This is a genomic window from Shewanella sp. Pdp11, assembly GCF_002838165.1.
In the GTDB taxonomy this organism is placed as follows: domain Bacteria; phylum Pseudomonadota; class Gammaproteobacteria; order Enterobacterales; family Shewanellaceae; genus Shewanella; species Shewanella hafniensis.
Window position 1 is genome coordinate 1,483,891 of record NZ_CP015194.1, and the last position, 14,587, is coordinate 1,498,477.

A 14,587-nucleotide genomic window follows, 5' to 3' on the forward strand; every position below is an offset into this window, starting at 1 on the left:
AGTCAAATTCGAAGTGTAACAGATTTTATTTTAAAAATGTGCTCAAATTGCCTTGATTATAGGCGCAAATTCAACTTTTAAGGATAGAGTATGAAACCCCCTGTTTTTTCGCAAACGGATATTGAGATCTTAGAAAAAAAATCCCTGTATCAAGGTTTTTTCTCAATGGACGAATACACTTTTAAACATAAATTGTTTGCAGGCGGCTGGAGCAAACCTGTCACCCGCGAAGTGTTTGAGCGGGGTCATGCTGTGGTCGTTCTACCCTATGATGCCAGACAAGATAAAGTGGTGCTTATCGAACAGGTACGTTTTCCTGCATTAGCAACCACTAAATCTCCTTGGCTTCTCGAGTTGGTCGCGGGTATGATTGCAGCCGAAGAAACGCCTCTGGAAGTTGCGCACCGCGAATTAATGGAAGAAACCGGTTTGGTCGCTAAGCAAATGCACAGTGTGAATAGTTATCTCGCCAGCCCAGGTGGCAGCACAGAACGTTTTTATTTCTATTGGGCCGATGTTGATTCGAACGACGCTCAAGGATTGCATGGATTAGCTGAAGAGCACGAAGATATTCGATTGCATGTCCTAAGCCGCGAGCAAGCTTATCATAGTGTGGTTGCGGGCGAGATCGATAATGCGTCGACCGTCATTGGATTACAATGGTTACAATTAAACTATCAACAACTGGTTTAAGTTGGGATGAATTTGGCTACTTCGAGTCTAAAACGGCGCTATAAACCCAATGTCAGTGACTTTCTCGCACTGTGCGGGCGAAATTATGGCTACATGTTGAAATGGTTACCGTTAGAGATAGCTATCGGTGAGTCATGGCGACTCGAAGGTGAGTTTGGTATATTAGTAGTGCGAATTTTAGAAAATACCAAATATACTCAATTAGTTGAGATATCACGCCCCATTGCAATCAAGGAGTTTATCAATACTCCCAAGGTGTTAGTGAGAATTTATCATGATGCTAAATTAGCAGAAGTGTTAACTGGTCAACAGATTTACCAATTACGCCCAGTGTATGATTATCCCAATGTACGTATGTATCAAAGTGATGAAAAGCACCAGGTGAATGCATTCCTGGAAGAGTTATTAAAGATTGGTTACCACCATAGTGTCGTGTGCCAGTCTTAGAATTGGGTATTCAATGTGCTGAAAGAGGCTGTCTCTTACTCCATAGCTGAAGGGGAAAGCGTGCGTATCGTGCAAGTCACAGATCCGCATCTTTTTGCCGATCCTGAAGCTCAGCTATTAGGGGTCAATACTAGCAAGAGTTTTGCTGCCGTATTAAATACAATTAGAGCTGTGGACTATCCCGCTCATTTGATGCTTGCCACGGGTGACTTAAGTCAAGATTACTCGGCTGAGTCCTATCAGCAATTTGTGAAAGCCGTGACTCCTATTGGTTTACCTTGCCATTATCTTCCCGGTAACCATGATGATCCGCGGATTATGTATCTGCACATGCAAGGTGAACAGATTTTTGGACAGCAGCGTATTCTGGCCGGAAACTGGCAAATTCTCATGTTGGATTCAACCGTGCGGGGAAAGCCCGGCGGCAATATGGCCGAGACTCAGTTTGAATTAATTGATAAAGCCATTGCCGCACATCCCGAATGCCACACTTTATTGGTGATGCACCACAATCCCATTGTCGTGAATTGCACTTGGCTGGATCAGCACTGCATGGACAATGGCGCCGAATTTATTGCGCGAGTAGCAAAGTATCCGCAGGTCAAAGGATTACTCTGGGGTCATGTGCACCAATGTATCGATACCCATCATAATGGCCCTCATGGCAGCATGCAGCTAATGGCGACACCTTCCACTTGTATTCAATTTAAGCCGTTATCGCCTTATTTTGCTTTGGATAGCGTCCAACCGGGTTATCGTTTGCTGGAGTTGAGAGCCGATGGTAGCATCAACACTAAAGTGTATCGCGTACCGGGTAACCATTTTTCCCCCGACAACAACTCTAGCGGTTATTAACGCGAATAACCGCAGCCTGAGGAAATATGCTGCTTTATATTCACGGATTTAATAGCTCACCCTTTTCAGATAAAGCTGTGATGACGGCTGAGTACATGGCGCAGTATCACCCGAGTGTGACCTTTCATCAGCCGCAGTTACCCAATACGCCCAAGGCTGCCATGGCACTGTTAACCACTTATGTTGAGGCGGCTGTCGATGCCAATGAGCCATTAACTTACATAGGCTCATCCTTAGGCGGATATTTTGCCAGCTATTTAGCCGAAACCTATGGCGGCAAGGCTGTGTTAGTCAATCCAGCGGTAAAACCCTTTGAATTGTTTGATGAGTTTATGGGGCCGCAATTTAATCCCTATACCGAACAGCATTATCTTGTCGTGCCCGAGCATAAGCGGGAAGTTGCTGAATTTAATACGGCTGTTATCCGCAATCCGGATCGTTTTTTGGTATTATTGCAGACGGGTGATGAAGTGCTGGATTATCGCGAAGCGCTCAATAAGTACCATCACTGCCAATTGCGAATTGAAGCGGGAGGCGATCACAGTTTTGTTGGCTACGAATCGCATCTGCAAACTGTAAGCCAATTTTTACACTTACCTTGACAAACTGACATGCCGAGCCGCAACATGGCCGGATACAATAACTTATAGCGTGCCCTATGACGAATCAATACACCTCTGACGCCATTGAAGTTCTCAACGGACTCGATCCTGTTAAACGCCGTCCAGGTATGTATACCGACACCTCCAGACCAAATCATTTGGGCCAAGAGGTCATAGATAACAGTGTCGATGAAGCATTGGCGGGTCACGCGACCAAAATTGAAGTTGTTCTACATACAGATAACTCCCTCGAAGTCACCGATGATGGCCGTGGTATGCCGGTGGATATCCACCCAGAAGAAGGCATTCCTGGGGTCGAGTTAATCCTAACCAAATTGCATGCCGGCGGTAAATTTTCGAATAAAAACTACCAGTTCTCTGGCGGTTTGCACGGTGTGGGGATTTCGGTCGTTAACGCGCTGTCGCGCCGTGTAGAAGTGACAGTTCGCCGTGATGGTCAAGTGTATGATATCGCATTTGAAAATGGCTTTAAGGTTGAAGAGTTACGCCCAACGGGGACCTGTGGTCGTCGCAATACTGGGACTCGAGTGCATTTTTGGCCCGACGCCAGCTATTTTGATTCGGCTAACTTTTCTAATTCAAAACTGATTTATCTGCTGCGGGCTAAAGCGGTATTGTGCCCAGGTTTACGGATCAAATTCACCAACAAACAAACAAATGAAGTCCATGAATGGTTCTATGAAAGCGGCCTAACTGATTATTTGAAGGCGGCGATTGGCGACAATTTAAGGTTGCCAGATGAGCCGTTTGTCGGTTGTTTTAAGGGCCAGCTAGAAGCCGCTGATTGGGCCATTACTTGGCTGCCAGAAGGCGGTGAATCCATTGGCGAGAGTTATGTTAACTTAATTCCGACTCCACTCGGTGGTACTCATGTAAATGGTTTCCGCCAAGGTTTATTGGAGTCAATGCGCGAATTTTGTGAGTTCAGAAACTTAATTCCCCGCGGTATTAAACTTTCACCCGAAGACATTTGGGATCGCGCCGCATTTATTTTGTCGGTGAAGATGCAAGAACCGCAATTTGCTGGCCAAACCAAAGAAAAGCTTTCGAGCCGCCAATGCGCTGCTTTTGTGTCTGGTGTTGTGCGTGACGCATTCTCACTCTGGTTGAACTCAAATACCGAGTTAGCTGAATCCTTAGCCGAAATGTGCATTAATAACGCCCAGAGTCGGTTAAAGGCCGCTAAAAAGGTCGCCCGTAAAAAGGTGACTTCTGGGCCTGCACTACCGGGTAAGCTAACGGACTGTAGTGGCCAAGATCCGATGCGCGGAGAGTTATTCCTCGTGGAAGGGGATTCTGCGGGCGGTAGTGCGAAACAGGCCCGCGATCGCGAGTTTCAAGCCATTATGCCGCTGCGTGGCAAAATCTTAAACACCTGGGAAGTCGATGCTTCACAAGTGTTAGCCTCACAGGAAGTCCATGATATTTCGGTCGCAATTGGTTGCGATCCCGATAGCAGTGATATCTCTGAGCTGCGTTATGGCAAGATTTGTATCCTTGCGGATGCTGACTCCGACGGATTGCACATTGCTACCTTGTTATGCGCGCTATTTTTGAAGCATTACCGTATCTTGGTTGAACAGGGGCATGTGTATATTGCCATGCCGCCACTGTTCCGTATCGATATCGGCAAAGAGGTGTATTACGCCTTAGATGAAGCCGAAAGAGTGGGAATTTTAGATCGCATTGCCGCTGAGAATAAAAAGGGCAAGGTACAAGTAACCCGCTTTAAAGGCTTGGGTGAGATGAATCCTTTACAACTTCGTGAAACAACGATGGATCCGAACACCCGTCGTTTAGTACAGTTGACAATAGATGATATCGAAGAGACAGATGCTTTGATGGATATGTTGCTCGCTAAGAAGCGTTCGCCGGACCGTAAAAACTGGCTCGAAGATAAGGGTGACATGGCTTTACTTTAATGTTGTGCACTATTGCCGATAACAATAAAACATAGGCATAAAGAAAATTACAATGTTGTGTATTAAAACTAATAATTATAATTGCTTAAAGGTGTTGTCTGCCGGTTTTACGCTCCTAGCGAGTGTAACGTTATTGCTCTGCAATAGCGCCTTTGCGGGTTCCCAATCGATCATGATTACCGTCGCTAAGGGGTTTGGTTTATCGCTTTATGCCTCGGATATTGGTGATGCAAAGCAAATGGCGATGGGGGCGAATGGCACTTTATTTGTCGGTTCCAATAAGAGCGGCACTATTCATGCGTTAGTCGATAGCAATCAAGATGGTCGTGTCGATAAGCGCTACGTGATTGCTAAAGGGCTTGAATCACCCGATGCGATTGCATTCCACAATGGCGACTTGTTTGTTGCCACTGAAAATCAAATCGTACGCTTTGTTGATATCGAGCAAAGATTACGCCGCCCGAGTCGACCCAAAGAAGTTTACAGTGATTTGCCTTACTCAGAGAAGAAAAGTTCTCGGGCAATTAATTTTGGCCCAGATGGCCGTTTATATGTGTCTATTGGTGCGCCCTGTAACGTTTGTGAAGCGCCAGTACCTTACAGCAGTATCATAGCGATCAATGTTGATACAGGTGCGAGTGAACAGATTGCGACCGGTGTGCGTGATGCGAGTGGATTTGATTGGTCACCAATAGACGGAAAATTATGGTTTGCCGATCAAGGCCGAGATTGGATGGGGGATAACCTGCCACCCGATGAGATTAACCGCGTCGATGTGATAGGGAGTCATTATGGCTTCCCTTACTTACATGCCAGTGCTGTGGTTGAACCTGCCTATGAAAAGCCAAAAAATCTAAAAATTTCGCTACCAGTATATGAACTACCTGCCCATGTTGCACCCACAGGGCTTGCGTTTTATAGCGGCAATCATTTTCCAAATATGTACCATAATCAGTTGTTTGTAGCCGAAAATGGCTCGTGGAATCGTTCGAGCAAAGTCGGTTACCAAGTGGTTATGCTCAAGATTGAAAACCAAAAAGTGGTGAGTCGTGAAACGGTTGTTAGTTTCCTTGACGGTGAGTTTCCCGTCGCTCGCCCCTTTGCGCTGTTATCGGCTGCCGACGGTGCTATGTACATCTCAGATGATTTAAAAGGTAACGTGTATCGTTTGTTCTACAAGGGCGATAGTACTGAAGAACCACAGGAACTAGAAGAAAATGAGTGACGCTATCAAGTTAAGTCTCGATGGAGTAGAGCAAATGCCGTTGCGGCGCTTTACCGAAGAGGCTTATCTGAACTATTCCATGTACGTCATTATGGACCGAGCCCTGCCACACATTGGCGATGGGCTTAAACCTGTACAGCGTCGAATTATCTATGCCATGAGTGAGTTAGGTTTGTCGGCTCAGTCTAAGCATAAAAAATCGGCACGTACGGTTGGTGACGTATTAGGTAAATACCATCCCCACGGCGATAGCGCCTGTTATGAGGCTATGGTATTGATGGCGCAGCCATTTTCATATCGTTACCCGTTAGTCGATGGTCAAGGTAACTGGGGGGCACCCGATGATCCTAAGTCATTTGCGGCTATGCGTTACACCGAAGCGCGTTTATCCAAATTCTCTGAAGTGCTGCTCAGCGAGCTGGGGCAAGGCACGGTCGAGTGGGGCGCTAACTTTGATGGCACGTTAAAAGAGCCAAAAGTACTGCCAGCACGTTTACCGCATATTTTACTTAATGGGATTACCGGTATTGCCGTGGGTATGGCGACGGATATTCCGCCGCACAACGTCAGGGAATTAGTCTCAGCCTGCGTGGCATTGCTCGATGAGCCTAAGCTTGAACTCGAGCAATTAATGGCCTTTGTGCCTGGGCCTGATTATCCAACGGAAGCCGAGATTATTACCCCGTCTGCCGATATTGCAAAGATTTATGAGTCGGGCCGTGGGTCATTAAGAGCGCGCGCGGTTTACACAGTCGATGGCGGTGAAATCATCATTACTGCGCTGCCGCACCAAGCCAGTAGTGGTAAAATTTTAGAGCAAATCGCCAGTCAAATGCAGGCGAAGAAATTACCTATGGTGGCCGATTTGCGCGATGAGTCGGATCATGAGAGCCCTGTGCGGCTGGTGGTGGTTCCGCGCTCAAACCGTGTCGATTGCGATCAACTGATGGCACATTTATTTGCCACCACGGATTTAGAAAAGAGCTTTAGAGTTAACTTAAACGTGCTGGGTCTCGATGGCCGCCCACGGGTGAAGGGACTAAAAACCTTATTGACTGAGTGGTTAGAGTTCCGCGTTGATACAGTTAAACGTCGTTTGGAATACCGTTTAGATAAAGTCGTATCGCGGTTACACATACTCGAAGCCTTGATGATCGCTTTCCTCAATATTGATGAAGTGATTGAGATTATTCGTTTTCACGATGATCCTAAAACTGAGTTGATGGCCCGTTTTTCACTCAGTGATAAACAAGCTGAATCGATCCTCGAGTTAAAGTTACGTCATTTAGCTAAGTTAGAAGAATTTAAGATCACGGCCGAGCAGAATGAGCTTGAAGCCGAGCGCGAGAAGCTTGAGCAGTTATTGGGCTCAGAGCGTCGCTTGAAGACCTTGATAAAGAAAGAATTAATTCAAGATGCGCAAACCTACGGTGATGATCGTCGTTCACCCATAGTGCAGCGCAACGAGTCTCGCGCCTTAACTGAGCAAGAGTTAACGCCGACTGAGGCTGTGACAGTGGTCTTGTCTGAAAAAGGCTGGGTACGTTGTGCTAAGGGCCACGATATCGATCCGTTATCGCTCTCCTATAAGTCTGGCGACCAATACCTGTGCAGTGCCATGGGGCGCAGTAATCAGGCGGCGGTGTTTATTGATTCGTCCGGGCGGGCATTTGCGACCGATAGCCATACTTTGCCATCTGCCCGTAGCCAAGGTGAACCTATTACGACTCGCTTCAATATGGCACCTGGCGAAACCATGCAGCATGTATTGATGGGTGAGGAAGACCAATGTTACCTGTTGGCAACTGACGCGGGTTACGGTTTTATTTGCTCGTACAATGATATGGTGTCACGCAATAAGGCGGGTAAGGCCTTGCTGAGTTTGCCGACAAACGCTAAGTCATTAACGCCTAAGTTGATTGATCGCACTAAGGAAATGTCGCTCTTGGCGATCACGAACGAAGGTCGAATGTTGTTGTTTTCGTTAGAAGCCTTACCGCAGTTATCTAAGGGGAAAGGCAACAAGATTATCGGTATCCCTACGGAAAGAGCCAAGAATCGTGAAGAGCTGATGACGCACTTACAATTAGTGCCGAGTGACACGCCAGTCACCTTGTGGGCGGGTAAACGCAAACTCACACTTAAGCCTAGCGATCTTGAGCATTATCGTGGTGAACGTGGTCGTCGTGGGGCTAAATTGCCAAGGGGCTTACAACGTGTCGATAGCGTTGAATTAGGTGACGGCGGCGAGCCATTACCGAGCATTTAATCCTTGATGGATTCAAGGTTTTGAAGCATTAAAGACATAAATGAAAGCCATCTAAGTTGACTTGGGTGGCTTTTTTGTTTTATCGCCTGAGTCTCGACCGTTTATTCGATTCGAGACATAAAAAAACCTACTGCATCGCTACAGTAGGTTTTTAATTATCTCTGGGTTAAGAGATTAGAAGTCGTAACGTACGCCTACAGAGAATACGTTGTCATCTTGTAGATCAACTTTGTTACCGGCAACAACATGGTCACCGCGGTACATAGCGTATTGGCCGTATACCATAGTTGATTTAGCTAGACGGTAGTCAGCACCTACGTTGAAGTTTTGGACACTGATATCAGTGCCAGACCAAGATTTCGCAGTAATAATATCTTTACCATCAGTCCCTTGGGTTATCACAGTGTATTTGTTAACGTTCTTGTAGTAATTGCCGAAGCCTGCATCATCAAAGCCGTACTCAGCCTTCAGGTTTACGCCGTTCAGATCGTAAGAAACGTTCACGAAGTAAGTATTGCCATCGATATCGCTATTTACAACATCTTCAGATTGTTGGAATAGACCACCGACTTTGAATTGGCCTAATTTAACCTGAGCTACACCACGGTATGCATCAACACCTGCAATTCCTTTGTTATAGGCTACAGCAACATAGTAGTTCTGTTCTTTAAACTTGCTATCGCCTAAAGTTGCACTTAGGGCATATAAGCTTTCAGAAGTTTTTGCAGTCGTGTCGTTATCATCAAACAAATAAGTTGCGTTCAGTGTTACTAAGCCAGCGATTTTTGGCGAGTAGTACCACACACCATCAGCGCTACGGGTTTGAGCACTGATTAAACGGTCGATATCGGCGTTAGTGTTACCGAAAATATCCACACCGCCTTCGGCTTGTTTGAATACTGTATCGTTACGACCCACTAACACAGTACCTGCGTTAGTTTTTAAACCTAAATAAGTATTACGCGCTTTAAATACATCACCCGTTGTTGATGTATTTTCAACTTGGAATTCCATTTGATAGATAGCTTCAAAGCCATCAGCAATCTTTTCTGAACCCTTTACACCTAACAGAGAAAAGTTGTTTTCTAAATATGTGCCAGCGTTATTTTCATCGGCATAGTTTTTGGTATCGATACCGTTAGTGCCGCCTTGTAGGGTAGCAGCAGTGTCAGTATGAGTTAAAGCAAGCTCTAAACGACCATAGAAGCTTGGGCCTTCGGCTAGCGCACCGAATGAAGCCAATGCCAATACTGATGCAACTGATGCAGAGATGAATGTCTTTTTCATGTTTTGTGCTCCCTCGAACCTAAGTTCTTTTCCATTTTTCATGGTTTTTGTGTGGTTTAACGCATTTGTCACCTGAGTCGGTAACAAAGTTGCCGCCGATTTTTACAGTTTTACGACTCGCAGGCTGTGGTGCAGATCATGTTTTTGGCTCTCCTTGTCCATATTCGGGCTATTTCTAGGATATTTCCTTATACCTTGACTGCAAATTTGCCTGAAAGCTGCAAAACTGTATTTTTCACTTACTACTTAAGTGGTAGATAAGGCGGATTGCCTTAGACAGTGGGTCGGCGAGGGTAACTGTAGCATATACTAATACTGTAGCAAGTCTGTCATATCGGCTGTGGATATGTGTTTGGGGACGATATTTAAGCAGAAAAAGCGGCCGGAGCCGCTTTTTTATCAAGAAATAACCTTATGGTTAGTTGATTAATCTATTTAAAAATCAACGCGTAAACCAACAGTAAAGATGTTGTCATTCAGGTCTTGCTTCACATCAGCCAACATAAGATCGCCATCGAAGCGCGTGTAGTGACCATAGACCATAGTCTTAGTGCTCAGACGGTAATCGGCACCCACACTGAACTGTTGCAGGTCAACATCACGGACTTGTTCTAAGCCGCTGTTGTTTTGGTCACCGACATAACGGCTCACGTATTTACCTAAACCTGAGTCATCTTTGCCGTACATCATCTTCAATTTCAAGTCGCCAATTAAGTAAGCCGCGTTGACGAAGTAGGTATCACCTGAGAGATTGGCAAACTTATCATCCACATGTTCACTGTGTTGATATAAGGCACCTAAGATAACATCGCCGAATTTAGCTTGGGCCACACCACGGTAGGCTTCAACGTTATCAATACCATCACTATAGGCGGCAGCGACATAGTAGTTCTGTGCTTTAAAGGTTTTATCCCCTAAGGTGGCGCTCAGAGCATACATGTGATCTTTGCTATACACCTCGTTGCCATTGCTATCCACTTGGTCATAGTTATCACTCATCAGATAAGTGGCATTAAGCGTCACCAGATCGGCAATTTTAGGTGAATAGTAAGAAATGCCATCGGCGGAGCGTGTTTGGCCTGCAACCAGTAAGTCGATATCAGCATTGGTATTACCGAAAAGATCGAAGCTACCTTCAGCTGATTTAAATACGGTATCGTTACGGCCTACTAAGGCCGTACCAGCGGCACTTCTGATCCCTAGGAATGTATTACGGGCATTGAAGGTTTTATTTGAGTTGTCAAAGTTTTCGACACCAAATTCCATTTGATAAATGATGTCAAAATACGGGCTTACAGCTTCAGAACCTTTTACGCCTAACCAAGAGAAGTTGTTTTCAAGGACAGTGCCCTCCTTTTGGTTTTGAGTTGCATAACCTGTGTCTGAATTGGTAATGGCAAGATCAGCATGACCATAGAATTCAGGGCCATCGGCGAGTGCTGTGAATGAATAGAGTGTGAGGCTAGAAATAATAGCCGTCGTCAGCAGATTCTTTTTCATCTTCATTTTCCTATGCTTATCGCTGTTATATGCATGGATTACTTAAGTATCTATGCATGCTGTTGAGCTTTTGTGTGGCAAAGTCTGCACAGACTGTCAGCAATAAAGTGTGATCTGGATCAAGTTTCATATAAAGGGTGCTTTATTTAACGTATTGTTTTACAAGTTAAATACAGGTTTTCACTATGTTGATTACCGAGTTGTTCGGCCATGCATTATGAGTCTTTGCATTTGTTACGCTTACTTGGCAATCGTATCCTTTTGCATCTGGTGTTATGTGTCTGCGGATCTGATTTCGATTTATGTCCAGATCGTTTAGAATCCACCGCACATTTTTAGTGCTGCTATTAAGCTGTCCCTGCTGGCATCACTTCGATGCTAGGGCAAGCGCTCCTGCTGTTATTGAGTAATATAAGGTAAGTATTTATGACTGAGGCCTATCTAAATCGATTTGGCGGAATTGGCCGTTTGTATGGACAAAAGGCTCTGGCTAAATTTGCTACATCCCACGTGGTGGTGATTGGTATTGGTGGCGTAGGTACTTGGGCGGCAGAGGCCTTAGCGCGAAGCGGCATTGGGCAGATAAGCTTGATGGATTTAGACGATATCTGTGTTACTAACACTAATCGTCAAATTCACGCGCTCAGTTCCACTATTGGCAGTTCTAAAGTCGCTGTGATGGCGCAGCGGATCCGTGAGATTAATCCTGATTGCCAAGTAAATGAAATAGAAGATTTTATTACATTGGATAATTTAGGCGAGTATTTGCTCGGGGCTAAAGAGGGCGGCAACATTGATTATGTTATTGACTGTATTGATGCCGTTAAGCAAAAGGCTGCGCTAATTGCCTGGTGTAAGCGTCAAAAAATCAAAATTGTTACTGTCGGTGGTGCGGGTGGCCAGACAGATCCGACTCAAATTCAGTTAACTGATCTCGCTAAAACTTACCAAGATCCTTTGTTAGCCAAAGTGCGCAATATTTTGCGCCGTGAATATAACTTCTCTAAAAACGTGCAACGCCGCTTTGCTATCGATGCGGTTTTTTCCAGTGAGCAGTTAGTGTATCCGCAAGCCGATGGCTCTGTTTGTGGTACTAAAGCCGCGGCCGATGGCAGCATGAGAATGGATTGTGCGTCGGGTTTTGGTGCTGTCACTATGGTCACTGGGACATTTGGTTTTGTGGCGGCAAGTCGAGTATTAGCGCGTTTGGCACTACAGGCTCAAGAAACGCTTTAAAGGGTTAAGGTTTTTCTACCCATAATTTCACCGCTCGTATGAGCGGTGAGTATCACTTCAATATTGGTCATTCCACTGCATTATATCTAGATATAAAAATCGTGTTGGACACTGGGGACCGTAGGCTCACATTGAGTGTACGGAAATTTGATATCAAATTGCGGGCCACCAAGTGTTGAGTCTGCGCGATAACTCATAGTGCCTTTCAACAGCGTCGCGGCATTAAAGGCTGCTGATAATCCTAAGCCTGTGCCGCCTTTATTACGATTGGTGGTGAAAAATGGCTCGAACATGTGTTCAGCGACATCGGCTGGAATTTCTAAACCATTATTTTGGATGCTAATTAGAATCGACTCTTCATCCACTGTGGCGCTGATGTGGATAAGATTATCTTCGCGTCCATGGAAAGCATGGGTAAAGGCGTTCGACAGAATATTGCTAACAATCTGATTCAATAAGCTGATATTGGTTTGAATATTGAGTGTGGGTTCTACGCTGATTTCAGTAACGGCGTTGACATGCGGATGCATAATCAATGTTGACTCCAAAATCTCGTGGAGTTGCTGACTTAAGTTACAAGGTTGGTGTTCTTCATGACTGCGATCGATGGCGATCGTCTTAAATTTTTGGATCAAACTACTGGCTTTGGTGATATTGCGGACTATGAGTTCACAGCTTTCTTGATACTCATTAAGGATCTCATTGATTTCGTCTAAGGTGGCTTGATCGCTGTGGATCAGATCGATCAGTTCTTCAATATGGCTCAGCTGTGCACTCGCCGCCGTCAAACAAATGCCAATCGGTGTGTTGATCTCGTGGGCAACCCCTGACACGAGTCCTCCCAAGGCCGCCATTTTTTCTTGCTCAACTAACACTTGTTGCGCCCGTTTTAGTGCGCTAAGGGATTGTTCTAGTTCTATGGTCCTTTCTTTGACTTGTCTGGCGAGTTCTTCTTTATAGCTACGTTCGAGCTTGAGTAGCCGCTCTCTGTCTTCTAGGGCCGTTTGCAGTTCAGCCTTAGATTTCTTTAAGGCGCCAAAGGAGCTTCTCAGCTGTACTTGCATGCTATTGATGGAGTCGGCGACTTGTTTAAACTCATCAATTTTTTCTTGGCGGGCAAATTGCAGCGGCTCGTATTCTTGATCTAGGTCGATATCTTTGCAGTATTGACTGAGTTTATCTAAGTGCTTGGTGATATTGAACCATACTAAAAACAGAATAAATCCAGCAACTAAGAAGGTCTTTATTCCATTAGAGAGCAGAATGATAATGGCTTTATCATACAAGCGCTGATATATGGCATCGACATCGACTTGTATTTCAAGTGTGCCGACATTAATGCTCTCGGTCGGGGATTTATAAACTAGCGGGAAGGTTTTATCTAAGGAGTGTTCTTGCTTTTGCTCGCCTGCATTCCATGCTTGGCCGCTGTCATCTTTAATCGAAATGTAGTTAATATCGGGCAGCTGAATTAAGCCATTGAGCTGAGTGTTAATCAGCCGCTCGTCAATCACCCAAATACTGGCGGCGAGCACATCTAAATTCACTTTTTCCATATTGGAAAACACTCTGTCGATACGCACAACGTCATTGCGATAATCACTGATCAATTGATACGCAGTGGTGATTAAGGTGATAACAGAGCTAAAAAGTACAATAGACAAGGTCAGGTGCCTGCCTATGGGACTTTTGATAAGTTGGCTAAAGAATGTCAGCATCTTAAATTTTCTTTATGCAATAGCGGCTTGAGATGCTTATAAGCATAGACCTACAGATCCAGAAAGTGCATTTTCTCGCAGATAAAATCAATGAAATATGTCTTCATTTGTGGCATTAAATTTGCTTTGTAGCCAATAAGTTCAATTTTTTGTCACTGGGATAGCACTATGTTTAAACTCAAGCTGGATTCAGTTAAGTTTTTTAGCCCGAAGAAAATGATGTTTAGAGTCATGCTGTGGCTAATGGTGAGTTGTACTGTCTTACTCCTTATTCCTCCTAATGCGTTGGCAGTGCTGGCGCTCGATAAATTTGTGCCCGAACATGCTCATTTTGTTGGATTAGGTCTAATCATCTCTATCGCCTATTTTTTGAGTCAGCTGATTAACTTAGGCTTAGATGAATCAATTCGTCATTTAAGTGATAAGCGCGTTATTGAGACGATTGAAGCTAAAGTGAACTTGCTTGATCCCGCTGAGCGAGCATTAGTCAGAGAGTTTTTTCTTCAGGGCGCCACGATTTTGACTCTGCCGCAAAATGAGCCTGCCGTAAAAAGTTTATTGAATGCCTGTATCTTAGAAAAGCTAGGGAACGAGCGCCATTATGCGATTCAGGGACCGACAGCCGATTATAAGATTGCTATGAAGGCTCGCATGTACCTCAACCGCGATGTGCTGCGTTTACCTGCGGGTGAGCCGAGCCAAGAGGAAATGCAGTCGTTGATTAAGGCACGTCCGCAGTTTTTAAATGGCCTAGTACAAAACAGAAAACACGCCGCATAGGCGTGTTTTGTCTCGCTCGCATGAGTGCTGGC

The 14,587-nt window shown here is 45.0% G+C and carries 12 protein-coding genes; 9 read left to right on the top strand and 3 right to left on the bottom strand.

All coding sequences use genetic code 11. The annotated features are described in order from the left end of the window. Positions 1–90 precede the first annotated feature (90 nt). Genes nudF through parC form a run of 7 tightly spaced genes read left to right on the top strand, consistent with a single transcriptional unit; the run spans position 91 to position 8,034 of the window. Positions 91–693: an ADP-ribose diphosphatase gene (gene nudF, locus AYJ58_RS06650; RefSeq protein ID WP_106649491.1), complete on the top strand. Its 603-nt coding sequence runs from the start codon at positions 91–93 to the stop codon at positions 691–693. 6 nt (positions 694–699) lie between these two features. Then, positions 700–1,140 (top strand): DUF1249 domain-containing protein, encoded by a 441-nt coding sequence (locus tag AYJ58_RS06655; protein ID WP_063882262.1) that lies wholly within the window; start codon positions 700–702, stop codon positions 1,138–1,140. Between the two features lie 15 nt (positions 1,141–1,155). Further along, a complete protein-coding gene (gene cpdA / locus AYJ58_RS06660) occupies positions 1,156–1,995 on the top strand; it encodes a 3',5'-cyclic-AMP phosphodiesterase (protein ID WP_106649492.1) in 840 nt (279 codons plus the stop codon). 26 nt (positions 1,996–2,021) lie between these two features. After that, the gene (locus AYJ58_RS06665) at positions 2,022–2,597 is read left to right on the top strand and encodes a YqiA/YcfP family alpha/beta fold hydrolase (protein ID WP_106649493.1); all 576 of its coding nucleotides are present in this window, start codon (positions 2,022–2,024) and stop codon (positions 2,595–2,597) included. Positions 2,598–2,653: 56 nt separating this feature from the next. Next, positions 2,654–4,540, top strand: coding sequence for a DNA topoisomerase IV subunit B (parE, locus tag AYJ58_RS06670; RefSeq protein WP_106649494.1), 1,887 nt, complete (start codon positions 2,654–2,656; stop codon positions 4,538–4,540). A 52-nt stretch (positions 4,541–4,592) separates the two neighbouring features. Then, positions 4,593–5,765 carry a PQQ-dependent sugar dehydrogenase gene (locus AYJ58_RS06675; RefSeq protein WP_106649495.1) on the top strand — a complete coding sequence of 391 codons (1,173 nt, stop codon included), beginning with the start codon at positions 4,593–4,595 and terminating at the stop codon, positions 5,763–5,765. Further along, positions 5,758–8,034 (top strand): DNA topoisomerase IV subunit A, encoded by a 2,277-nt coding sequence (parC, locus tag AYJ58_RS06680; RefSeq protein ID WP_106649496.1) that lies wholly within the window; start codon positions 5,758–5,760, stop codon positions 8,032–8,034. Before AYJ58_RS06675 ends, parC begins: the two co-directional genes overlap by 8 nt. 174 nt (positions 8,035–8,208) lie before the next feature. Here the strand turns inward: parC and AYJ58_RS06685 are convergent, their stop codons facing one another. Together AYJ58_RS06685 and AYJ58_RS06690 are read right to left on the bottom strand one after the other, a co-directional pair. Further along, the gene (locus tag AYJ58_RS06685; protein WP_106649497.1) at positions 8,209–9,321 is read right to left on the bottom strand and encodes a porin; all 1,113 of its coding nucleotides are present in this window, start codon (positions 9,319–9,321) and stop codon (positions 8,209–8,211) included. 435 nt (positions 9,322–9,756) lie between these two features. After that, positions 9,757–10,821: a porin gene (locus AYJ58_RS06690; RefSeq protein WP_106649498.1), complete on the bottom strand. Its 1,065-nt coding sequence runs from the start codon at positions 10,819–10,821 to the stop codon at positions 9,757–9,759. 426 nt (positions 10,822–11,247) lie between these two features. Here AYJ58_RS06690 and tcdA point away from each other — a divergent pair, with 426 nt between their 5' ends. Continuing rightward, entirely contained in the window at positions 11,248–12,057 is an 810-nt protein-coding gene (tcdA, locus tag AYJ58_RS06695) for a tRNA cyclic N6-threonylcarbamoyladenosine(37) synthase TcdA (protein WP_006083017.1), read from the top strand. An 86-nt stretch (positions 12,058–12,143) separates the two neighbouring features. Here the strand turns inward: tcdA and AYJ58_RS06700 are convergent, their stop codons facing one another. Continuing rightward, positions 12,144–13,775: an ATP-binding protein gene (locus tag AYJ58_RS06700; protein WP_106649499.1), complete on the bottom strand. Its 1,632-nt coding sequence runs from the start codon at positions 13,773–13,775 to the stop codon at positions 12,144–12,146. A gap of 168 nt (positions 13,776–13,943) precedes the next feature. Here AYJ58_RS06700 and AYJ58_RS06705 point away from each other — a divergent pair, with 168 nt between their 5' ends. Next, complete coding sequence (locus AYJ58_RS06705) at positions 13,944–14,555, top strand: superinfection exclusion B family protein (RefSeq protein ID WP_063882249.1); 612 nt, start codon at positions 13,944–13,946, stop codon at positions 14,553–14,555. The last annotated feature ends 32 nt before the right edge of the window (positions 14,556–14,587 follow it).